This is a genomic window from Glutamicibacter bergerei (assembly GCF_054495185.1).
Genome location: NZ_CM137131.1, coordinates 1,820,153 through 1,841,633, shown reverse-complemented (window position 1 = coordinate 1,841,633; position 21,481 = coordinate 1,820,153). Strand labels below are relative to the sequence as shown.

Annotated in this window: 20 protein-coding genes; 13 read left to right on the top strand and 7 right to left on the bottom strand. The window is 55.5% G+C overall.

What is annotated here, in order from left to right:
- Positions 1-17: 17 nt before the first annotated feature.
- From ACX5K5_RS08485 to holA, 3 genes are read left to right on the top strand one after another with little or no spacing between them, the layout of a single operon-like run.
- A complete protein-coding gene (locus ACX5K5_RS08485; RefSeq protein ID WP_443437894.1) occupies positions 18-647 on the top strand; it encodes a helix-hairpin-helix domain-containing protein in 630 nt (209 codons plus the stop codon).
- On the top strand, positions 644-2,914 hold the full coding sequence (locus ACX5K5_RS08480) for a ComEC/Rec2 family competence protein (protein ID WP_459174289.1): 2,271 nt from the start codon (positions 644-646) through the stop codon (positions 2,912-2,914). The genes ACX5K5_RS08485 and ACX5K5_RS08480 overlap by 4 nt, the downstream gene beginning before the upstream one ends.
- A 34-nt stretch (positions 2,915-2,948) precedes the next feature.
- A complete protein-coding gene (gene holA, locus ACX5K5_RS08475) occupies positions 2,949-3,941 on the top strand; it encodes a DNA polymerase III subunit delta (RefSeq protein WP_188686028.1) in 993 nt (330 codons plus the stop codon).
- Here holA and ACX5K5_RS08470 read toward each other — a convergent pair.
- From ACX5K5_RS08470 to ACX5K5_RS08460, 3 genes are all read right to left on the bottom strand, one after another.
- The gene (locus ACX5K5_RS08470) at positions 3,938-4,420 is read right to left on the bottom strand and encodes an SRPBCC family protein (RefSeq protein WP_459174288.1); all 483 of its coding nucleotides are present in this window, start codon (positions 4,418-4,420) and stop codon (positions 3,938-3,940) included. The genes holA and ACX5K5_RS08470 overlap by 4 nt on opposite strands.
- Before the next feature lie 94 nt (positions 4,421-4,514).
- The gene (gene rpsT, locus ACX5K5_RS08465; protein ID WP_096257737.1) at positions 4,515-4,775 is read right to left on the bottom strand and encodes a 30S ribosomal protein S20; all 261 of its coding nucleotides are present in this window, start codon (positions 4,773-4,775) and stop codon (positions 4,515-4,517) included.
- Between the two features lie 170 nt (positions 4,776-4,945).
- Positions 4,946-5,512: a type II toxin-antitoxin system PemK/MazF family toxin gene (locus ACX5K5_RS08460; RefSeq protein ID WP_459174287.1), complete on the bottom strand. Its 567-nt coding sequence runs from the start codon at positions 5,510-5,512 to the stop codon at positions 4,946-4,948.
- A 112-nt stretch (positions 5,513-5,624) separates the two neighbouring features.
- Between ACX5K5_RS08460 and lepA the strand changes: the two genes are divergently transcribed.
- On the top strand, positions 5,625-7,469 hold the full coding sequence (gene lepA, locus ACX5K5_RS08455; protein WP_096257735.1) for a translation elongation factor 4: 1,845 nt from the start codon (positions 5,625-5,627) through the stop codon (positions 7,467-7,469).
- Entirely contained in the window at positions 7,470-8,699 is a 1,230-nt protein-coding gene (gene hemW / locus ACX5K5_RS08450; RefSeq protein WP_188686024.1) for a radical SAM family heme chaperone HemW, read from the top strand.
- A 16-nt stretch (positions 8,700-8,715) separates the two neighbouring features.
- Here the strand turns inward: hemW and ACX5K5_RS08445 are convergent, their stop codons facing one another.
- Entirely contained in the window at positions 8,716-9,117 is a 402-nt protein-coding gene (locus ACX5K5_RS08445; RefSeq protein WP_188686022.1) for a DUF4870 domain-containing protein, read from the bottom strand.
- Between the two features lie 89 nt (positions 9,118-9,206).
- Positions 9,207-10,076, bottom strand: coding sequence for a DUF3097 family protein (locus ACX5K5_RS08440; RefSeq protein WP_096257732.1), 870 nt, complete (start codon positions 10,074-10,076; stop codon positions 9,207-9,209).
- A 125-nt stretch (positions 10,077-10,201) separates the two neighbouring features.
- On the opposite strand from ACX5K5_RS08440, the gene hrcA reads away from it, so the two are divergent.
- From hrcA to ACX5K5_RS08425, 3 genes are read left to right on the top strand one after another with little or no spacing between them, the layout of a single operon-like run.
- Positions 10,202-11,215, top strand: coding sequence for a heat-inducible transcriptional repressor HrcA (gene hrcA / locus ACX5K5_RS08435; RefSeq protein ID WP_096257731.1), 1,014 nt, complete (start codon positions 10,202-10,204; stop codon positions 11,213-11,215).
- Positions 11,216-11,266: 51 nt separating this feature from the next.
- Positions 11,267-12,394, top strand: a complete 1,128-nt coding sequence (gene dnaJ / locus ACX5K5_RS08430; protein WP_096257730.1) for a molecular chaperone DnaJ — start codon at positions 11,267-11,269, stop codon at positions 12,392-12,394.
- Positions 12,395-12,396: 2 nt separating this feature from the next.
- Entirely contained in the window at positions 12,397-13,170 is a 774-nt protein-coding gene (locus ACX5K5_RS08425; RefSeq protein WP_096257729.1) for a 16S rRNA (uracil(1498)-N(3))-methyltransferase, read from the top strand.
- 73 nt (positions 13,171-13,243) lie between these two features.
- On the opposite strand, the gene ACX5K5_RS08420 is transcribed toward ACX5K5_RS08425, so the two are convergent.
- Positions 13,244-14,056 (bottom strand): GerMN domain-containing protein, encoded by an 813-nt coding sequence (locus ACX5K5_RS08420; RefSeq protein WP_096257728.1) that lies wholly within the window; start codon positions 14,054-14,056, stop codon positions 13,244-13,246.
- A gap of 398 nt (positions 14,057-14,454) precedes the next feature.
- Here ACX5K5_RS08420 and ACX5K5_RS08415 point away from each other — a divergent pair, with 398 nt between their 5' ends.
- The 4 genes from ACX5K5_RS08415 to era are packed head-to-tail and all read left to right on the top strand — an operon-like array spanning position 14,455 to position 18,201.
- Entirely contained in the window at positions 14,455-15,480 is a 1,026-nt protein-coding gene (locus ACX5K5_RS08415) for a PhoH family protein (RefSeq protein WP_188686016.1), read from the top strand.
- The gene (gene ybeY, locus ACX5K5_RS08410) at positions 15,480-15,953 is read left to right on the top strand and encodes an rRNA maturation RNase YbeY (RefSeq protein ID WP_188686014.1); all 474 of its coding nucleotides are present in this window, start codon (positions 15,480-15,482) and stop codon (positions 15,951-15,953) included. Before ACX5K5_RS08415 ends, ybeY begins: the two co-directional genes overlap by 1 nt.
- A gap of 3 nt (positions 15,954-15,956) precedes the next feature.
- Positions 15,957-17,249: a hemolysin family protein gene (locus ACX5K5_RS08405; protein WP_096257725.1), complete on the top strand. Its 1,293-nt coding sequence runs from the start codon at positions 15,957-15,959 to the stop codon at positions 17,247-17,249.
- Positions 17,239-18,201 carry a GTPase Era gene (gene era / locus ACX5K5_RS08400; protein WP_459174286.1) on the top strand — a complete coding sequence of 321 codons (963 nt, stop codon included), beginning with the start codon at positions 17,239-17,241 and terminating at the stop codon, positions 18,199-18,201. Before ACX5K5_RS08405 ends, era begins: the two co-directional genes overlap by 11 nt.
- Positions 18,202-18,455: 254 nt before the next feature.
- Here era and ACX5K5_RS08395 read toward each other — a convergent pair whose 3' ends face one another.
- Positions 18,456-19,070, bottom strand: a complete 615-nt coding sequence (locus ACX5K5_RS08395) for a hypothetical protein (RefSeq protein WP_459174285.1) — start codon at positions 19,068-19,070, stop codon at positions 18,456-18,458.
- A gap of 580 nt (positions 19,071-19,650) precedes the next feature.
- Between ACX5K5_RS08395 and leuA the strand changes: the two genes are divergently transcribed.
- Complete coding sequence (gene leuA, locus ACX5K5_RS08390; protein ID WP_459174284.1) at positions 19,651-21,390, top strand: 2-isopropylmalate synthase; 1,740 nt, start codon at positions 19,651-19,653, stop codon at positions 21,388-21,390.
- Positions 21,391-21,481: the final 91 nt, after the last annotated feature.

Sequence of the window (21,481 nt, the reverse complement as noted above, 5' to 3'; positions counted from 1 at the left end):
GGCGCAAACTGTGGCTCATGGGGCGCCACGACTTCTTCTCTAAATTTGCGCCACGGCCGACCCGTTTGCGCTTCGCCGTGTCGCGCGTGGCCGCGCTCGTATTGGTGCTTGTGGTGCTGGTTTGGGTCGCCTTCTCCATTATTTTTGCTCCACCACCGGCAGCCGAAGAATTAGAAGCAATCCCGCTGGTCGCCGATCCGCAACATCCTGCCGCGACCCAAGCGGTCAACATGATTACCGTGCATGTGGTCGGTGCGGTCAAAAAACCCGGAGTGTATGAACTAGCCGAGGGCTCGCGCATCATCGACGCCATTAATAAGGCCGGTGGGATGAGCAAAAAGGCTGCTCCCGAACTTCTCAATCTGGCGGCCAAACTCACCGACGGGCAACAAATCATCTTGCCCGGTGCCAGCAGCAGCTCTCCGGCCGAAGCTACGAAAGCCCCCGGCACCGGCGCGAAGATCTCCTTGAACCAAGCCGACGAGCAAACGCTGATGACCTTGCCCGGGATCGGTCCGGCGTTAGCCAAACGCATCATCGACTTCCGCACCAAGAACGGCCCCTTTACCAGCGTGGAGCAACTAGACGCCGTCTCCGGTATCGGGCCGGTACTACTGGGTGAACTAACCGAGCTGGTGGTCCCATGAAAACGGATTTTCGGGGTCTGTGGGTGCTCGCAGGGGCGTGGCTGACCGCGTATTTGAAACCGGCCTTGCCAGTAATGCTGGTGGTGCTGGTGGTCTTCTTCGTGATTCTGGCATTTTTACTGCGCCAGCGTCACGACTCCCCCTCGTCGGCCCCCTGGTTTACCGGGCCGCTCTTATTGCTTTTAGCCGCGATCAGCGTCAGCGCGCTCGGCTCTGGGAACAATGAATGTTTATTGCCCGGCGAAGCCGAACAGCAACGCAAGGTGATCATTGCCTTCGACGGGCAACCCAGACTTGGCGCAGACGATGTCAGCCAAGGAGCTGCGCAGATACTCAAATACTGGCACGAAGAACAATGGGTTAGCTGTCCTATTGAGGTGTATCTGAGCGTACCCTACAGTCTCGAAGTCACCGCCGATAACTTTGAAACAATCCTTGCTCTGCAAGCCACCGATTCAAACGGCTCGTTTGCCTGGTGGGCGCGAGCGCAGAGCCAGCCGGTAGTTCTCAGTTCGCAAGATCCTAACGCCGCCGATTACCTAAAAACACGGTTTGCATCCAGCTTGCAAGGTCTAAGCCATGAAGCTCAGGGGCTACTGCCTGGAATGCTTTATGGGGATCGCTCGGGGCAGAGCGAAGAGCTTTCGACAGCTATGAAAAATAGTGGCTTGAGCCATCTGACCGCGGTCAGCGGTTCAAATGTGGCGTTGCTCGGGGCGATGGTGTTGGTGCTCCTGCGACTTTTTACCGTTCCCAGAATCCCTGCCGCCATCTTGAGTATCGCTTTTTTGGGGTTGTTTATTTGGTTTGTGGGGCCAGATCCCAGCGTACTTCGGGCCGGACTGATGGGAATGATCGCCACCATTTCGTTGCTGCTCGGCCGTGGCAGGGGATCGCTGGGCATCCTAAGCTTGTCCGCGACGATCTTGCTACATCTGGATTCCTCGCTCGCGGTAGATCCGGCATTCGCATTATCGGTGCTGGCAACACTAGGTATTATCGTGCAGAGTCCGGCGCTCACCGAGATTTTCTCGCGTATTTTCCCGCCATGGTTTGCACAGCTCACCGCAATTTGCTGTGCCGCCCAGTTCACCTGCCTTCCGGTGATTATCGCGTTGAACTCAAACTTTAGTTTGTACGGATTGCCGGCGAACCTCGTAGTTGCCCCATTATTGCCGCTGATCACCACCGTCGGGGTGCTTTGTTTATTGCTGTGTACCGCTTTGCCGGGTCTAATACAGGTGCTGGTGTGGGTGCCTGGGCTACCGGCCGGGTGGATCGGGAAAATAGCGTTATGGGTGGTCGAGTTACCTGGTGCTTCGCGCCCGTGGCCAGCGGGCGTTGCCGGTATCAGTCTGGCTATTGGATTCTCTGTCGTCTTCACCGTATTACTTGTGACCGGCCGTGAAAGTGAACATCTGGCCGTGCACCGAGTCGCTGCCGGAGGCTTGACCGTAGCACTGGTGGCGATGTCTGCGATTGTTGTACCGGCGACCTTGTTCTATCGTCCCGATCTTGGCGGAGAATGGAACGTTGCAATGTGTGATGTCGGGCAGGGGGACGCTTTTATGATCCATACCGGTCCAGGAGAAGCCTGGCTGCTGGATTCGGGTCCACCCGATGGGGACGTGGAATCTTGCGTGAAACGATTAGGAATCACGAAGCTGTCCAAGGTGTTTATTACCCACGAGCATGCCGATCATTTTGGCGGAATACCTGAAATTGAGGCTTCCGGAATCGAGATCGGCGAGCGACTAGTGTCCTCTGATTTTGGTCCGGATCTCTGGCAAGGTGCGCAAGCTATCGCACCGGGGGATAGCGGGGGCAGCGACGTGGTGCGGTATCGGGTGATCGGCCCTGATGAGGTCAGTGCGCGCTATGCAGAGCCCAATGACACTTCTTTGGTGATCGTCTTCGACTTTATTTTGGATGGGGGAGTAGTCAGCTTCTTTACTGCCGGAGACTTAGAAGAAGCTGCGATGCACCAGTTGCTGGCGAGCCAACCACAACCACCGGTACAAGTGCTCAAAGCATCGCATCATGGGGCGAAAAACGGTGGAGTCGAAGTCATCGAGAAGCTCAAGCCTCAAGTGATTTTGGTGTCCGTGGGCGAAGACAACTCATACGGTCATCCACATCAAAAAATTCTTGACGCCGCAAAACACGTTGGCTCAAAAGTTATCAGGACGGATCAGGAAGGTAGTGTTCTGCTCACATTCGAAGCGGACAAGGTGCTGGCCAAGGCGATTGGAGCTGTAGTTCGGTAGGATCAAGGTACCGCACGACGCATAAAGGAGCTCGATGGCACGCGCGCAAGCATCCCCGGGAATATCGTGGAGGGATTTAACTCCTCAACCACTGATCCTACTGACCGGATCCGAGCAATATCTGGCTTCCCGGGCGTTCGAACTATTGCGTAGCCAAGCGGCAACACGCGAAGACATTCAACATACGCGGCTCAACGCGGCCACCTATGAGCCCGGAGAACTATTGCTTGCAACGAGCTCCTCGTTGTTCTCTAGCGCCAATCTGGTCGAAGTCCATGACCTCGCCAGCATGAATGAGTACTTCCTCAAAGACGCCTTGAACTACCTCAAAGATCAGGCCCCAGAGAACGTGCTGATTCTGCATTATTCAGGTGGCACTCGAGGCAAAAAATTATTGGAGGCCATCAAGGCTGCCGGAGCGCTGATCGTCAATTGCCAACCGATCAAACGAGACGCTGAAAAAATCGATTTTGTGCAGGCCGAGTTTAAGGCCGCCAAACGCCGAATCACTAATGATGCGGTGAAGTCGTTGGTTGCAGCGGTGGGTAATTCGCTGGCAGAGCTTGGCTCGAGCTGTCATCAACTAATTCAAGACACCACTGGGACCATCGACCAAGAAGTAGTGGATCGCTATTACGGCGGACGTATTGAAGCGACAGCCTTCAAAGTGGCTGATGCGGCGCTGGCAGGAAATGCGCAGCTCGCCTTAACTACCCTGCGTCATTCGCTGGATACCGGAACTGATCCAATCCCAATTGTTGCAACGTTGGCGATGAAAATTCGTCAATTGGCTAAGGTGCTGGGAGTCAATGAGCCTGCGGCATCGTTAGCTTCAGAACTTGGTATGGCGTCGTGGCAGGTGCAGGCTGCACAGCAGCAAGCCCGCGGGTGGAAGCGTGCGGATGTTGCCTTGTGCATTGAAAATATTGCGCAAACGGATCGCATGGTTAAAGGTGGTGGCCGTTCTCCAGGTTATGCCTTAGAACGTGCCATCTTGTTCATTGCGTCCAAGGCCCCACAACGTTAGTTCGCCTGCTTGGCGTCTGCGGCTAATTTCTCGTAAAAGGACCAAAAGTCTGTCATTGGACGAGGTGTCCCGCCGAGTAGATCTTCTAGATACTGCAGGTGTGCCTGCCATCCGGTCAGATAATTAGTGGCTTGATCCGACAGCTGACTGTGTACGAGTGATAACTTGGTACCCGTTGAGTTGCCGGTGAGTCGTAGTTCCAGCATTGAAAGGTTCTCGTCGGGGAACTTCCGAGTCATGATCAAAAGTTTCCCTGGTTCGCACCGTTGGATTAGACAAGTGCACCAGTAGTCTGGGGCGTGTTGAATTTCCACAACCTGTCCGACTTCGAAGTTAGCCAAGCGAGGTTCGCCAAGCCACTTGCTTAGCTGGGCACCTTGAGTCCATGCGTGCCATACCTGGTCAGTCGTGACCGGAAACTGCCAGTGATGGATGACCGAGGAGTTCTCGGATCCGATCCAGCTATTGAGTTGAGGCATGCTCACAGGCTAGCGCACGGATGAAAATGGCGGTTAAAACGCAAGATCCCCGAATCCCAAAGGATTCGAGGATCTTGCTGAAGTTTAGCGGTGCTTAGAGGGCGTTAACCTTCTTGGCGATTGCCGACTTACGGTTAGCAGCGTTCTTCTTGTGAAGAACACCCTTGCTAACTGCCTTGTCGAGCTTCTTGCTAGCCAAACGCAGTGCGTCAGTTGCCTTCTCCTTGTCAGCGGTGGCGACTGCCTCGCTGACGTTACGGATAAGGGTCTTGACCTCCGAGCGGACTGCTACGTTACGTAGACGAGCCTTTTCGTTGGTAAGGTTACGCTTCTTCTGGGACTTGATGTTTGCCACTTTAATAAACTCTCTCGTTTATCGTCAAATACGGTCGGTAGAGGGTTCATCCTTCGGGCCATCGACTGAGCGGTGTGGGGCACCTATGGCGACCCAAAGGGGGCGTGTCACCCAACCTGCGTGACACACAAGAATTAACTCTAGCAGAATGGCCGTCTAACAACTAACGCTTAGCGCTGCTTGTTTAGGGTGTTCACCACATTGTTAAAACGCTGCTCATCAAGGAATGCACCCTCACGACGCACCGAACTTTGGCTGAGTCGAATAATTCGATCTAGCTTGACCTCGCTGGGCCGCCGTTCCCGATCCCAATCACCGGTACCGATATCCATGTAGTCCGAATTTCGGTGGCCCTCAAAATTCTTGTCCTTGCTGGTCAGCATCAAGCCTAGGAGCCACTTTCCATCGCGTCCGATAATCAATACCGGGCGGTCCTTGCCTTGGCTGTGATCTTCCTCGTAAGGAACCCAGCCCCAGACAACCTCACCGGGATCTGCTTGGCCGTCAAGATTCGGGTTGTACTCGTAGTGCACGGTGCCTCGAAAGTCTCCGGGATATGCAGAACCGGGCTGAGTAGCTGAGCCGTTGGATGCTGCTTGCGGATGCCGAGATCGGCTTGGTGCCTGAGTTGGCTGACGGGTAGTAGTTGTGCCGGTTGCTCCGTTGCTACGTGAGGAGTTAAAAATTTTAACCGCACGCAGTGCAAGGGAAAGAATCTTCTGTGCATTCAAAGCCATGATCGACAAACTATCAGGGCGCGCGCTTCCAAATAGGTAGTGACGCGTAAATCATGACAGAATGGAGCCTAATTCCGCGTAAATTCTTAGTTAGTAAATGAGGTCTGTTTAGGTGTCTCCATTGGCCCGCACCGCCCAGGTGCCAGCCGCGACCGATCCGTCGCTCATCCGTAACTTCTGCATTATTGCCCACATCGACCACGGTAAATCAACCTTGGCCGACCGCATGCTGCAGTCCACCGGCGTGGTTTCTTCGCGCGATATGAAGGCCCAGTATCTGGACCGCATGGATATTGAGCGCGAGCGCGGTATCACCATTAAATCGCAGGCAGTGCGCATGCCGTGGGAAGTCGACGGCGTGACCTATGCGCTGAATATGATCGACACGCCAGGACACGTTGACTTCACCTACGAGGTTTCGCGCTCCTTGGCAGCCTGCGAAGGCGCCATTTTGTTGGTTGACGCGGCCCAAGGCATCGAAGCGCAGACCCTGGCTAACCTTTACTTGGCTATCGAGAGTGATCTGAACATCATTCCGGTGCTAAACAAGATCGATTTGCCTAACGCCCAGCCGGAAAAGTATGCCTTAGAATTGGCTAACTTGATCGGTTGCGAAGTTGAAGACGTGCTGAAGGTCTCGGGTAAAACCGGTGAAGGCGTAGAAGACTTGTTAGACGAAGTAATCAAGCAGCTGCCTGCGCCTAAGGGCGTGGCTGACGCTCCGGCTCGAGCAATGATTTTCGACTCGGTGTATGACACCTATCGTGGTGTGGTTACCTATGTTCGTGTGGTTGACGGCATGCTTCGTCCGCGCGAGCGTATTCAGATGATGTCCACCGGCACTACTCACGAACTACTTGAAATCGGCGTTTCAGCACCTAACCCGGTTCCGAGTAAAGGCTTGGGTGTGGGTGAAGTAGGCTACCTGATCACCGGCGTGAAGGACGTCCGCCAGTCCAAGGTTGGCGATACGATCACCAATAGCATCAAGCCTGCCACCGAATCTTTGGGCGGCTATGAGGACCCGAAGCCAATGGTCTTCTCGGGCTTGTATCCGATGGATGGCAGTGACTACCCGGCGCTGCGTGATGCGTTGGATAAGCTCCAGCTCAACGACGCTGCACTGGTTTATGAACCAGAAACGTCGGTAGCACTAGGCTTCGGCTTCCGTGTTGGTTTCTTGGGCCTTTTGCACTTGGAAATCACCCGTGAACGCTTGGAAGCCGAGTTTAATCTCGATCTGATTTCCACCGCTCCAAACGTGGTGTACGAGGTCATGCGTGAAGACAAGGTCATGATCACCGTGACCAACCCATCGGAGTTCCCAGAAGGCAAGATTCTTGAGGTTCATGAACCTCTGGTTTCTGCGACTATCCTTGCACCAGCTGAATTTATTGGTTCGGTGATGGAACTGTGCCAGGGCCGTCGTGGCACGTTGCGCGGTATGGACTACCTCAGCGAGGAGCGCGTAGAAATGCGCTACACCTTGCCACTGGCGGAGATCGTGTTCGACTTCTTCGATCACCTCAAGTCCCGCACCCGCGGATATGCCTCCTTGGATTGGAAGGCCGACGGCCAGCAAATTGCTGACCTAGTCAAGGTCGATATCTTGTTGCAAGGTGAGCAGGTCGACGCTTTCAGTGCGATCACCCACCGCGACAAGGCCTACGCATACGGTGTCATGATGACCGGAAAGCTGCGTGAACTGATCCCGCGCCAACAGTTTGAGGTGCCAATTCAGGCAGCTATCGGCTCACGCATTATTGCTCGTGAATCCATTCGAGCTATTCGCAAGGACGTGCTAGCCAAGTGCTACGGTGGCGATATTAGCCGTAAGCGCAAGCTGCTTGAAAAGCAGAAGGCCGGTAAGAAGCGTATGAAGATGGTCGGTCGTGTGGAGGTTCCGCAGGAAGCCTTCATCGCCGCCCTATCCACTGGTGAAGAGAAAAAGAAGTAAATGCCCTCAGTTTTGCCTGACGGCGATCCGGCTCCGGCCGATGGTCTGCTCCCCGCATTATGCTCGCACAATGCGCAGGAGCGGACCATGTCCTTCTACGTGCATATTCCGTTTTGCACTGTGCGTTGCGGTTATTGCGACTTCAACACCTATACAGCGAAGGAACTTGGTTCTGGCTCCAGCCAGGCCAGCTATGCTGCCACGGTCAGCCAGGAAATCAGTTTCGCCCGCGGCGTGATGGACAAGTCTGACATTGCGCATCGCGAAATTGAAACCGTATTTTTCGGGGGAGGCACCCCGACCTTGCTACCCGCTAGTGACCTTGTTTCGGTATTAGGACGCATTAGCAGTGAATTCGGGCTCAAACCCGGTGCCGAGGTCACCACCGAGGCGAACCCCGATTCGGTGACCCGTGAAAGTCTTCAAGAGCTTAAAGATGGCGGATTTACTCGAGTCTCCTTTGGGATGCAGTCTGCAGTTCCCCATGTGTTGGCGGTCCTAGAACGTACCCATGACCCCAAGCGCGTTCCACAGGTAGTTCAGTGGGCACGCGAGGTGGGCTTGGACGTGAGCGTGGATTTGATCTATGGAACGCCGGGGGAGTCGGTGGAGGACTGGCGTGCCAGTATCGAGGCGGCGCTATCCTACGAACCTGATCATATTTCTGCCTACGCGCTCATTATCGAAGAGGGAACTAAACTGGCGGCGCAAATTCGGCGCGGGCAGGTTCCTAATATTGATGATGATGATCATGCCGAAAAGTATCAGCTAGCCGATGAGATGTTCGCTGCAGCCGGTTACCAATGGTACGAAGTCAGCAACTGGGCCAAGGGTGACGAGCATGCTTGTCGCCATAACGTTGCGTACTGGCAAGGTGGTGACTGGTGGGGCGCAGGCCCTGGAGCGCACTCGCACGTGGGCGGATTGCGCTGGTGGAATGTGAAGCATCCTGCCGCTTACCAACAGCGTATCGACGGTGGCATCTCTCCGGGACACGGTCGCGAGTTCCCTGACGCCGAAGCAGTCCAGTTAGAGCGAACGATGCTCCTGACCCGACTCAGCAGCGGAATGCTTATCGCAGAGCTTGATGAGCATGGCCGGAAGGCTGTGGCAGGTTTAATCGCCGATGAGTTGATTGATCCGAAAGCTGCTTTTGCTGGATCTGTGGTGTTAACGCAACGAGGCCGGCTCTTGGCCGACCTGGTTGTTCGTGAGTTGTTAGATTTCTAAAGCATAGAAAAGTTAGTTACTTCATCAACCGCAGGTTAATGAGGTAACGGTATGGGCGTCCCTTGTTGACCTGAATGGCGGCATGGGCGCCCATTAGCGTCATGTAGACCCACAGTGCCACGGTGAGTACAGCGAAGATCCAACCGATGCCCGGGATCAGGGTGAGCACGTTCAGAATGATTGCCAAGATAGTCAACGGGAACGTGAAGTTGAACGCTTCCTTTGACTCCTGAGAAGTGAAGGGCCCGCGGTCGCGGTACACGGCAAAGATGATGGCCGCTGGGATGCAACCTAGTATGGCGCCGAAGTGCGACATCATTGCCCATTGGCGGTCCTCGGAAGGAGACAAGGGTAAAGCTGAGACCTTGGAACCTTCGAAACGTGAATTCTCCGGCGGTACGGTCTTGCGTGTTGTCACGTGGCTCTTCCTTGTCTCGATAGGGTGATGCTCCAATTCTATCGAGGTTCTAGCGATGTAAAGGCCAACCCGCCCTGAAACTCCAACTATTAGTCAATCGTTAGGAAACCGTAATCTTCACTGGTGAGGAAATCGATCAGCTCCTCAACCTTGCCTAACAGCTGTGGTTCTAGCTGAGAATAGTGGTCAACGTGGGAAAGGATGCGTTGCCAGCCCAGACCAATATCCTCTGCTGTGGAGTGTGGCCAACCGAACTCCCGTAATATTCCGGTTTTCCAGTCGGTGCCGCGCGCAATGACCGGCCATTTCGTAATATTAAGCGCCGAGGGTTTAACCGCCTGCCAGACATCGACGTACGGATGGCCCAGGATCAGCACATGTTGCGCTGCTCCGGGGACCCGCATTGCTTCCTTGACGATGTGTTCTTCTTTGGTTCCAGAAATAAGGTGATCCACTAGGATCCCCAAGCGCCGTTCCGGTGAAGGATTAAACGCTCGGATTGCTCCGGCAAGATCATCAACTCCGTGTAAGGGCTCCACCACAATGCCTTCAACGCGCAGGTCATGGCCCCAGACTTTTTCGACCAACTCTGCGTCGTGTTTACCTTCGACCCAAATACGACTGGCCCGGGCGGTACGAGCTTTCAGGTCAGTGACCGCACGAGAACCGGATGCCGAAACTAACTTCTTAGGTGCTGCCGCTTTAGGCTGCGGTTCTACGATCTCGACCGGTTCTCCTTCGAGCAGGAATCCGAACCCGGCCTGGAATGAACGTGTCTTGCCGCGACGGTCCTCCAACACGATGACACGCATTCCTCCGGACTTTTCGGTGCGAACCACTTCACCGACCCATCCGCTGTCCACGTCTTCCAATAACAAACCGACGGACACCGGAATTTGACGCAGTTTTTTGGGTGCTGGTGCACTGAGGTCTTGCGCTCCCCAGGAGTAATTGGACACGTACTGCCTTTCGCTGTGATCGAATACGCTCGAAATCCAATGCTAGCAACCGATGAACGTATTAGACTTGGCACTTGATAGGTTCGAGTGCCAAAACCTTGCGTGGTTTCATAGGAGGTGTTGAGGTGAGTGAGTTTCGACGGCTAGACGTCTTGCGCGCCATTGTGGAGGACTACGTCCAGTCGCATGAACCAGTTGGGTCCAAGGCATTGCTCGATCGTCATAACCTCGGAGTCTCCGCGGCGACGATCCGTAACGACATGGCATTGCTGGAAGAAGAAGGGCTGATCGCGGCTCCGCACACCTCTTCAGGGCGTATTCCCACGGAGAAGGGCTACCGCCGTTTTGTTGATCAGATAGGTGAGCTGAAGCCGCTGTCTAGGGCCGAACGCGAAGCGATCAATAAGATCTTAGATAGCTCCCAAGATCTCGACGAGGTACTTCATAGCACCGTTCGGTTGTTGGCACGCCTGACAAACCAAGTCGCCCTAATTCAAGTGCCACACTATGACACTGCGTCGTTGCGAAATTTGGATCTTGTGGGATTAGGCTCCGCGCAGGTGTTGATGGTGATGATTGCCTCTAATGGGACCGTAGATCAGCGAATGATCTCGACCGCGAGAGCTTATAGCGACGAGGAACTGCACGCGCTGAAGCTGACTTTGCTTAACGCTCTGGGCGGAAGGCAACTTGCTGAGCTCGTGGGAAGCCTAAAGTTGGACACAGTCCCGCCACAGCTTCACGAAGATCCTTTGTTCGAATCGATCGTCGATAGCTTGCAGGAAATGGCACGAGCCGCGAATGCACAGCGCATCGTGATGGCCGGTACTGCTAATCTGGCGCGTTCCTCGGGTGACTTCCCGCTGACGCTGACCCCAGTTCTGGAAGCCTTAGAAGAGCAGGTAGTTTTGCTTAAGCTATTTTCCGAGCTGGAAGCTGACTCACGTGGTGTAGCGGTGACCATTGGTACCGAACATCATTACGGACAGTTATCCGATGCAACGGTGATTGCCACAACCTATGGTTCGGACGCACGTAGCAAACTGGGCGTACTTGGACCGACCAGAATGAATTACCCTTCATCGATGGCATCGGTACGCGCGGTAGCGCGCTACCTATCGAAGATTTTGACGAATTAGTTTTCGTCGCCACTAAAATTTTTATTTTTACGAAAGGACACGGCGAATATCGTGAGCTCGCATTACGAGACGCTGGGTGTTGCTAAGGATGCGACCCCGCAGGAAATCAAGAGTGCCTACCGCAAACTGGCACGCAAGTTGCACCCCGATGTGAACCCCAGTGAAGGTGCTGCTGAGCAATTTAAGCTGGTCACCCGCGCCTACGAGGTCCTTTCAGATGAAAAGAAGCGCGCCAACTTTGACGCGACCGGGGACCTCAATGGCAACGGTCAGCAAGGTTTCGGTGGTGGCGGCGGTCAGAACTTCGGTGGTTTTGGCGATATCTTCGAACAGTTCTTTGGCGGGGGACAAGCCCAGGGGCCGGCCTCACGTACGCAGGCTGGCCGCGACGCGCTGATCACCATCACCATTGATTTGGAAGACGCGGTCAAGGGCACCGTCTACCCGCTGGAAATGGAAACCGCTGTTACCTGTAAGGCCTGTGACGGTTCATGCTGCCGCCCAGGCACCAGCCCGGTCACCTGTGAAACCTGCCATGGTGCGGGTCAGATCCAGCGGCCGGTGCGTTCCTTCCTCGGACAGATGATGACCGTTGAAACTTGCCCTGCCTGCCGCGGGTTCGGTACCACTATCCCTGATCCATGTAATGAATGTAATGGTGAAGGCCGCGTGCGCGAGCACGTGTCGAAGTCGCTGAATATTCCTGCTGGTGTTGATTCGGGAACCCGAATTCAGCTCCGCGGTCAGGGCGAAGCCGGTCCTGGTGGGGGACCGAACGGTAACCTCTTCGTTGAGGTTGATGTTCGTCGCCACAAGGTGTTTGAGCGCGCACAAACCGATCTGCATGCGAAGATGACCATTCCTATGACCGCTGCCGCCTTGGGCTGTGAACTGAAGCTTGAAACCTTCGATGGCGAGCAGCAGATCAATGTCGAGTCCGGTGCCCAAGATGGGGATACCATGACGCTTCCAGGCCTTGGTGTACCACGCCTACGCGGTGGCAAGCGTGGTGACGTAATCGTGCACTTGCAGGTGGAAACCCCAACCAAGTTGGATGCTGCACAGCGTGAGCTGCTTGAACAGCTCGCAGAACTTCGTGGGGAAAAGCTCACCTCAGGTCGCGTTGAGCAGTCCGGCGGGATGTTCTCCCGGTTGCGCGATAAGTTGAACCAGCGCTAACCATGAGCAATCACAGCTTTGTGATCTCCGCGGAGCAAGGTGCACTAGCCCTGGTGGGGGAAACTCTAGAACTCACCGGTGCTGAAGCCCATCATGCGGTGGCCGTGAAACGTGTGTCTTCCGGCGAAGAGCTTGATCTGCTCGATGGTACCGGTTTGCGTTTGCGCGTTAAAGTGTTGGACGCGTCCAAGGAGTTGTTGCGCGTCATCGTGCTTGAACGTTTACAGGAAGTTCCTCCGGCACACCGAATTGGACTGGTTCAGGCTTTAGCTAAGGGTGACCGTGACCTGCAGGCCGTGGAGTCAGCCGTGGAGCTCGGTGTGTTTACGGTCCGTCCGTGGCAGGCAGATCGGTCCATCGTGCGATGGAGCGGAAGTAAGACCGAGAAGGCAATGGCTAAGTGGCGTTCGCTAGTGCGTTCGGCGCAGAAGCAATCACGTCGTGCTTTTGAACCTGAAGTCTTGGAACCGGTTAATACCAAGACTCTGAGTACCCAGATTCGCCACTTGTGCGAATCCGGTGAGTTAGTTTTGATTCTTCATGAGGCAGCGCAACTATCTGTAGCGCAAGAAACGCAGAACTGGCTAAGCCAGGCGTCCAAGCAGGCCGGTGTCACCTTGGTGGTCGGACCCGAAGGCGGTATCAGTGACGCTGAGCTTGAACAGTTTGTTGCTGCTGGTGCCCGCCCAGCCTTGCTAGGGCAGCATGTCTTGCGTGCTTCGACCGCAGGACCTGCAGCCTTGGTCCTGGTTCGGCACCTGCTGGGTGAGTTGTAAACCGTTAAACAAAAAATGTTCAGTACAACCAAGTGGTTGTGCTGAACATTTTTGTGGCTCAACGAGCCGAAATTTACTTGATGGTGAACTCACTGGACACCGAAGCGATTTTCTTCGTGGACCCGTTTTCCTGTCCCCAGAAGGTCAGCTTGTAGGAGCCCACTCCTAGTTGAGTGGTGAAGCTGAATGAGCCATCTTGTTTGATCGACGATGCTTCGATAGCCTCAGCAGCGGTCAACACGGTCAGCTTGCCTGTTTTGTCCTTGCTTTCCAGACTGTAGTAGACGCCGTCGGTAAAGTTGGCGGTTCGCCCGGAGAATTTGATTTGCCCGGCCTTATTCGTGGCGCCAAATTGCGGATCGATAATCCAAATTGGCGCCATGAAGCTTGCATCTCGTTCGTATGAATCTGCGAGTCGTAAGTCTCCGAAAACCGTTGCATTAGCTTGACCGTCAACCAGGATTTTTACCTTCGGAGGCAATGTGCCAATGAACAGACCCGCGTTAGAAGCGGCAGCGGTTGAAGTGAAGACTAGTTGCTGAATGCTGCGCTCGGACAGTCCGCGGTCGAGTTTAGCGCTGAAGACCTTAGCCGGAAGATCAAGGGTAATGACGTTTTCCTTGTTCATGGACACGCCAACTTCGCTTGATGGTTTCAGATGTGTGTACCACTCAGGATTTACTGACTTTTCATTAAGCAGGTAGGAGATGGAATCTCCAATGGGCTCACCAGTCATATTTTTTGCAGCGTATTCACGGTAGAGATATACGCCAAGATCCGTGTTTTCTAGCCAATAGATAGGCAACCGGTCAATTGATGAATGATGTTCAACCGAGTCGCTTGCAGCGGGTAGGGACAGCGACGTGGCGGTCGAGCTAATCGGCATCTGGTGTGATTCCTCGCGCGAAGCAAGACCACAGCCGGCTGCCGCGACGAGACTTAGGCTGACTCCAATAACGGCAACCCGCTTTGAAACCATTCTCGTGAATCTACCCTGCACTACTTACCAATCCGTTGATCAATCGTTTAACGTCGGGGCATTAAATGCCCTGACGCTCACATAGTTTGGCACACGAAGCTGAGCAAAAAAGCGGAAATCTGGCGTTTCGACGCATTCTTAACCAAATCTATACCTTGGCCACCAGCGATACTTAAGAAACACTTCAGATGCATTGAGCCCTTGCTCATGGCGAAAATCTTCCCGAAGGCTGACCGTCATGGATAGACTGTAAGGTACGAGAACGAACCATCGCCAAGCTTTATAAAAGGGGCACTAAGCACTGCATGCAGGTTGAACATAATAAGATACCGGCCGAGTCAGACTCCGCGTCCATGACCATCACCTTCGAGACTCCCGAACTTATGGTCGCGACGCTAGGTCCTAGTGATGAATTATTGCGCATCCTGACAGGTGCTTATCCTTTGGTGCAGTTCCGCCCTAGCGGTGCCACCTTGACCTTGATCGGCGAACCTATCCAGGTACGTAAAGCGCAGCGGGTTACCGAAGAAGCACGGGCCTTAGCCAGCCGCGGTTCGCGGATGAGCGCAGATACGATCGAGCAAATCATTAAGATGCTCTCTGCCGGCGGTGGTGATACACCCACCGACGTGCTGGGTCTGAAGATCCTTTCTGGACGTGGCCGATCGATTCGACCTAAGACGCTGAATCAAAAAGGTTATGTCGACGCGATCGAGGACAACACCATCACCTTTGGTGTGGGTCCAGCCGGTACCGGTAAAACTTTCCTTGCGATGGCCATGGCGGTGGCAGCCTTGCAAGCCAAGGAAGTGAGTCGAATTATCTTGACCCGCCCGGCGGTAGAAGCGGGGGAGAAGCTAGGCTTCCTTCCCGGAAGCTTGACCGAAAAAATTGACCCGTACCTGCGTCCGCTTTACGACGCTTTGCACGAGATGATCGACCCGGAGACCATTCCGCGTCTTATCGAAGCTGGAACGATTGAGGTGGCCCCGCTCGCTTACATGCGCGGGCGCACACTCAATGATGCATTTGTCATTCTGGACGAGGCGCAGAACACCACCAGCGAGCAAATGAAAATGTTCCTCACTCGTTTGGGCTTCGGATCCAAAATGGTGATCACTGGGGACGTGACTCAAGTGGATCTGCCAGGAAACGCGGTCTCCGGATTAGCCATGGTCATCGAAGTGCTCGAAGATATTGATGACATCAAGCTGTGCCGGCTGGATGCCGGGGACGTGGTGCGTCATCGACTGATCGCAGACATTGTCACGGCTTATGACCGTTGGGATACCAAAAAACGTGAACAACACTCTCGGGGACGGACCAAGTAATGAGCGTGGAAGTAAACAACGAAACCGACTATGAGGTGGACCTGCACGATGTGCAGAAACTCGCCGACTCGATTACCGAGGCGATGTTCATCCACCCGGAAACCGAAGTTTCTATCGTCTTCATTGATGAAGATGCGATGAGCGAATTGCACGTGGAGTGGATGGACCTAGAAGGTCCCACCGACGTGATGAGCTTCCCCATGGATGAACTTCGGCCAGGTTCCGAAACCGCTCCGTCGGAAAGCGGGATCTTAGGCGACATCGTGATCTGCCCAACCATCGCCGAGGCTCAGGCGAAGGCTGGCGGGCATGCGGTCCATGATGAGATTTTGCTGCTCACCACTCACGGCATGTTGCACCTGATGGGCTTCGACCACGAAGAACCAGAGGAAAAGGCCGAAATGTTCACCCTGCAGCGCCGACTACTCGAAGGCTACACCGGCCGCCCAGCACCGAAAGAAACGGTGGAATAGCCGGTGGGCGCAGTACTACTCATTTTGGCATTGGTCTTCATGGCCAGCGCCGCAATTTTAACGGCCGCCGACTCAGCTTTCTACGCATTGTCGCGTAATGCGGCCGAGCGGTTGCGCAGCGAATCAGACTCAAAGTCGCTGAGTCGCATCCTTGACGACACCGAGTCCCACGCCCAAGCAATCCGCTTCTGGCGTATCTGGTTTGAAACCGCCTCCGCGGTGGCGGTAGCCCTACTGGCGGCCCGCTGGATCGAAAACCTCTGGCTAGCCGGACTACTGGCCACCGTGGTGATGGCGGCCATCGGTTTTGTGCTGGTGAGCGTGTCACCTCGGCGTTATGGACGTTCCAATGCTCGCAACGTGGTTCGTACGACGGCACCAATGGTGCGCCTGTTGCGTCTTTTATTGGGTCCGATCACCAATTGGCTGGCCAGCATCGGTACCGCGATGAGCCCGGGAACGGGTAACGACGAAGACGGTTACCTTGGCAAAGAACGCCTACGCGACATGGTGGATCGCGCCAGTGAAGGCGAAGACCTTGACGAAGAATCTGCCGAACTAATCTCCTCGGTAATGGACCTGGAAGAAACCAACGTGCGTGCGGTCATGGTGCCGCGCACCGACATGGTGGTGCTCACCGGGGAACACACGATTAACAGTGCGCTGGAACTGTTTATGGCCTCCGGCTATTCACGGATCCCACTGATCGGCGAAGATACCGACGACATTCAAGGCATCATCTACCTCAAGGACGTGATCTCCGAGATCCACGGCCTGCAGCAGGCGGAGCGTCTGGAAGATCTGGCCCGGCCGGTACGCTTTGTGCCCGAATCAAAAAATGCCGCAGACCTTCTTCAAGAACTGCAGCAAGAAGCCATTCACCTCGCGGTGGTGATTGATGAGTATGGTGGCACCGCCGGGTTGGTCACACTTGAAGATCTGATCGAAGAGATCGTCGGCGAAATTGACGACGAATATGACCGTTCACGTAACGAGATCATCGAGAATCCAGACGGTTCGCTGTTCGCCATGGCCTCGGTGTCCATCGATGATGTGGCAGATCACTTCGACGTGCTGATCGATGATGAAGATGTTGACACCGTCGGTGGGTTACTCTCGAAGGTGCTGGAATCCGTTCCAGTACTCGGCTCCACCGCCGATGTTCACGGACTGCGGCTGACCGTGGTGGCCCTCGCGGGTCGCCGAAACCGTATTGGCAAAATCCATGTAGAGCGTCTGGAAACGGACGCATCCGACCATAATGAGAACAACGAGGTATCCGCCGATGAGCGATAACGAGAAAATGATGCCCACCAGTGGCTGGCCCGAGAACTTCCGTTCGGGTTTCACCTCTTTTGTGGGACGCCCGAATGCCGGAAAATCGACGCTAACCAACGCGCTAGTCGGCCAGAAAGTCGCGATCACCTCGGCTAAGCCGCAGACCACGCGGCACACCATCCGCGGTATCGTGCACCGCGAAGACGCCCAGCTGATCCTGGTTGATACCCCCGGGCTGCACCGCCCGCGCACCTTGCTAGGTCAGCGCCTCAACGACTTGGTCGCACAGACGCTATCTGAGGTGGATGCCATTGGTTTCTGCTTGCCGGCCAATGAGAAGATCGGCCCCGGTGACCGCTTTATCGCCACCCAGTTGGCGCAATTGCAGCGCAAGCCAATCATCGCCCTAGTCACTAAGGCGGACCTGGTTGACCGCGAACAGCTCACAGCGCAGCTAATGTCGGTGGCCGAACTGGGTGTGGAACAGTTTGGCGAAGATGGTTTTGCAGCCATCATCCCGGTTTCCGCAGTGAAGGAATTCCAAGTTCAAGAGGTCGCAAACGTGCTCGTGGAGCACCTGCCGAAGGGCCCACCACTGTACCCGGACGGTGAACTCACCGACGAGCCTGAGCTGAAGATGGTCGCCGAACTTATTCGTGAGGCTGCCCTTGAAGGTGTACACGACGAGCTGCCACACTCTTTGGCTGTAGTGGTCGAAGAAATGATCCCACGCGAGGGACGCAGCGAAGACAAGCAGTTGATCGACATTCACGTCTCGTTGTTTGTGGAACGTTCAAGCCAGAAGGCGATCATCATCGGCAAGGGCGGATCACGCCTGCGCGAGGTGGGATCCAACGCGCGCCAGGGCATTGAAAAGCTTTTGGGTACCAAGGTCTTCTTGGACCTGCACGTGAAGGTTGCCAAGGACTGGCAGCGCGACCCGAAGCAGCTTGGCCGTTTGGGCTTCTAAGCACAGCCTGGCATGAGCCGCCGGCCCCCGGATCACCTCAGCTCGAGGAGATCCGGGGGCCGGTTTTTTAGCCGGCCGAGGGTGGCGGATACCGCAAAAAACCATAACCTGACTGGGCTTCGTGTGCCGGTGTGTGGCGAGCTGGGCGCACGTCCCGTTGTTTCACCGTGTTTAAGCAGCGCGCCAAGACGCAACTGCGTAGCCTGGCTCGGAGTGCTTACCCGCGTGCATCAGTGTCTCGTCTGTGCGAGCCGCTAGCGCAGTCGCTTGAGCATGAGCCGACGTGGTTTGACGAACTTCTGGTGGATCCGATCGCGCCACGGCGTTGCGACGGCATCACGCCACGCATCATTGCCGTGCACGTCTTCACTGCTCAAGTCATAGCCGGCGAGATATCGCGGGGAGCCATCGGTCCGATAGCGGGCTGCGTGCGCGGTGCCCGTGACCGCGGCCAGACGCGGCAGGTGCTCGCGATCGAACCACTGGTTGAACTCGTCTTCGTCATCTACCGGGATGTCCGTTTGTGACGTGTAGTGCCAGGGTTGGAGCCCGCCCTGTGCTGCGTCCCCGATCGAGAGCAGAGCCTGTAGACGGCGAAGACGGAACGCCTGGGTGGCATTGTCGCTGGTCCCCAGGAGCCTGGCCAGGAACGCCGCCGGGTCACCCAGGGTGCCCAAATCACTCACCTGTTGCCGGGAAACGTAGATCCACGTTTCGTGCTCCGAGATGGCGGTGAGGATATCGACTGGCACCTCTGGTACCGCTTGCCGCGCCCGGCGCGCATCTGCCTCGGTCCACCGTAGCCCCGGGATCTCAAATAGCAGGGTTTGTTCGGCGGGGTCCGGCGCTCCGGTTGGGTTCAGGTCCAAGGGAATTTCCTTTCTAGGATGGGTGGCTGTCTGCGATGACATCCTGTTCACCCTATCGAGTGAGCCTCCTGGATTGTCCGAGGTGGTTCAGGCGCCTTCGGCGAGGTGGCGGATTACGTCGGCGGCGGAGCCCGTCAGGGCGTTGCGCCATCTGGGTGCAGATCGGTGAACCCTTTGCGTAGCGATCGGGCCGGCCGCCACAAGCCCGGCAATTCCTGCCCTGATGATGATCGTCTTCATCCGTTGCCTTCCTCAGCCTGGTTGCCCCGGCCGGTGTGCAATTCGCCCTGAGCTCCTATTGTTCGCGCATTTCACCCGAAGTGTCCATGGATATCGAGCCGATCCCGAGGATCGCTTCCCCGCCTGATGTCCACTATTTGACACAATTGAGTAGCAAATCACGGTGCTCAACAAACCGGTGTTATGCTCAAAATGTGCATTTCGAGCTTCTACTTCTAATCTGCCGCTGCGAGGATCCAAGAGACCGTTAGTGGTCAATTCGGCCGACCTTCTCGCCGCGGAGTAGCTCACGTCTGGCCCCACACAACTAAGCACCAACATTGTCTAGGGGATAACCGAAATGCAGAACATGCAAAAATCTTCGAACATGCCAGTCCACAAGTATGTTCCATTCCAGGATCAGATCGAAGTCAACCTTCCAGATCGCACCTGGCCAGATAAGTACATTACGAAGGCTCCACGCTGGTGCGCGGTTGACCTGCGTGATGGAAACCAGGCGCTCATCGACCCGATGAGTCCAGAGCGCAAGCACAAGATGTTTGACCTGTTGGTCCAAATGGGTTTCAAGGAAATCGAAGTCGGTTTCCCTTCCGCTTCGCAGACCGACTTTGACTTTGTCCGTCAGCTGATCGAACGCGGCATCCCTGATGACGTCACCATCCAGGTGTTGACCCAATCCCGCGAGCACCTGATCGAGCGCACCTATGAGGCGCTCGAGGGCGCCAAGCAGGCAATCGTTCACCTGTACAATTCCACCTCGATCCTGCAGCGCGAAGTTGTCTTCCGCCAAGACGAGGATGGCATCGTTGATATCGCGGTACAGGGTGCACGCCTGTGCAAGAAGTACGAAGAGCAGCTGACCGGTACCAAGATCACCTATGAGTACTCACCAGAGTCCTACACTGGCACCGAACTGGCATTCGCCAAGCGAATTTCCGAGGCTGTAGCCGAAGTTTTGGAAGCCAGCCCGGAGAACAAGATGATCTTGAATCTGCCGGCCACCGTAGAAATGGCTACCCCGAACGTGTACGCGGATTCGATCGAGTGGATGCACCGCAACTTGGCGAACCGTGACTCGATTATCTTGTCGCTGCACCCACACAATGACCGTGGAACCGGTGTTGCTGCCGCCGAGCTGGGTTACCTGGCTGGCGCGGATCGCATCGAAGGCTGCCTGTTCGGCAACGGTGAACGTACCGGCAACGTCGACCTGGTAACCCTGGGCATGAACATGTTCGGTCAGGGCGTGGATCCACAGATCGACTTCTCCGATATGGACCACATCCGCCGCACCGTCGAATACTGTAACCAGTTGCCAGTTCCAGAACGCAGCCCATACGGTGGCGACCTGGTCTTCACTGCTTTCTCCGGATCCCACCAGGATGCGATCAAGAAGGGCTTGGAGGCGATGGGCGCAAAGGCCACCGCCGCGGGCAAGGAACTGAACGATATGGTCTGGGCCGTCCCATACCTGCCGATCGATCCGATGGATATTGGTCGTTCCTACGAAGCAGTGATCCGCGTGAACTCACAGTCCGGCAAGGGCGGTGTGGCTTACCTGCTGAAAAACGATTACAACTTGGATCTGCCACGTCGTGCGCAAATCGAGTTCTCCGGAGTAATTCAGAAGAAGACCGAAACCGAAGGCGGCGAGGTTTCCTCGTCCACTATTTGGAACGTCTTCCAGGACGAGTACCTGCCAGTCAGCGAAGACTCTGGATTGGATGCCTGGGGTTATTACCAGATTGCGTCGGCGACCGCTGCCTCGGCCGAAGACGGAAGCTTCCAGTTGGACGTGAAGCTGATCATCGATGGTGTGGCACATGAGCGTAGCGCTCAGGGCAACGGCCCGGTGTCCGCTTTGGTCAAGATGCTCAACGATGATGGAGTAGACCTGCGCGTCTTGGACTACACCGAGCATGCAATGAGCGAGGGTGGCAACGCGCGTGCGGCCTCATTTGTTGAATGTGCCGTCGGTGATCGTATCCTCTGGGGCGTCGGGATGGACACCAATACCAACATCTCGGCACTGAAGGCAGTTGTATCTGCCGTCAACCGCGCGATTCGCGACGCTGCTTAGCTACCTACCGCAAGCATCAAAATGCCAGGAACCCTTTGGTTCCTGGCATTTTTGATTTCCGCTGACGCGAAAGAGAGCCACGATCCCTTTA

Excerpts from the sequence above, each read along its gene's own strand:
- ACX5K5_RS08485 (WP_443437894.1), top strand. The coding sequence starts at position 18 with ATGGGGCGCCACGACTTCTTCTCTAAATTTGCGCCACGGCCGACCCGT.
- ACX5K5_RS08480 (WP_459174289.1), top strand. The coding sequence starts at position 644 with ATGAAAACGGATTTTCGGGGTCTGTGGGTGCTCGCAGGGGCGTGGCTG.
- holA (WP_188686028.1), top strand. The coding sequence starts at position 2,949 with ATGGCACGCGCGCAAGCATCCCCGGGAATATCGTGGAGGGATTTAACT.
- ACX5K5_RS08470 (WP_459174288.1), bottom strand. The coding sequence starts at position 4,420 with ATGCCTCAACTCAATAGCTGGATCGGATCCGAGAACTCCTCGGTCATC.
- ACX5K5_RS08460 (WP_459174287.1), bottom strand. The coding sequence starts at position 5,512 with ATGGCTTTGAATGCACAGAAGATTCTTTCCCTTGCACTGCGTGCGGTT.
- hemW (WP_188686024.1), top strand. The coding sequence starts at position 7,470 with ATGCCCTCAGTTTTGCCTGACGGCGATCCGGCTCCGGCCGATGGTCTG.
- ACX5K5_RS08425 (WP_096257729.1), top strand. The coding sequence starts at position 12,397 with ATGAGCAATCACAGCTTTGTGATCTCCGCGGAGCAAGGTGCACTAGCC.
- ACX5K5_RS08420 (WP_096257728.1), bottom strand. The coding sequence starts at position 14,056 with ATGCCGATTAGCTCGACCGCCACGTCGCTGTCCCTACCCGCTGCAAGC.
- ACX5K5_RS08415 (WP_188686016.1), top strand. The coding sequence starts at position 14,455 with ATGCAGGTTGAACATAATAAGATACCGGCCGAGTCAGACTCCGCGTCC.
- ybeY (WP_188686014.1), top strand. The coding sequence starts at position 15,480 with ATGAGCGTGGAAGTAAACAACGAAACCGACTATGAGGTGGACCTGCAC.
- era (WP_459174286.1), top strand. The coding sequence starts at position 17,239 with ATGAGCGATAACGAGAAAATGATGCCCACCAGTGGCTGGCCCGAGAAC.
- leuA (WP_459174284.1), top strand. The coding sequence starts at position 19,651 with ATGCAGAACATGCAAAAATCTTCGAACATGCCAGTCCACAAGTATGTT.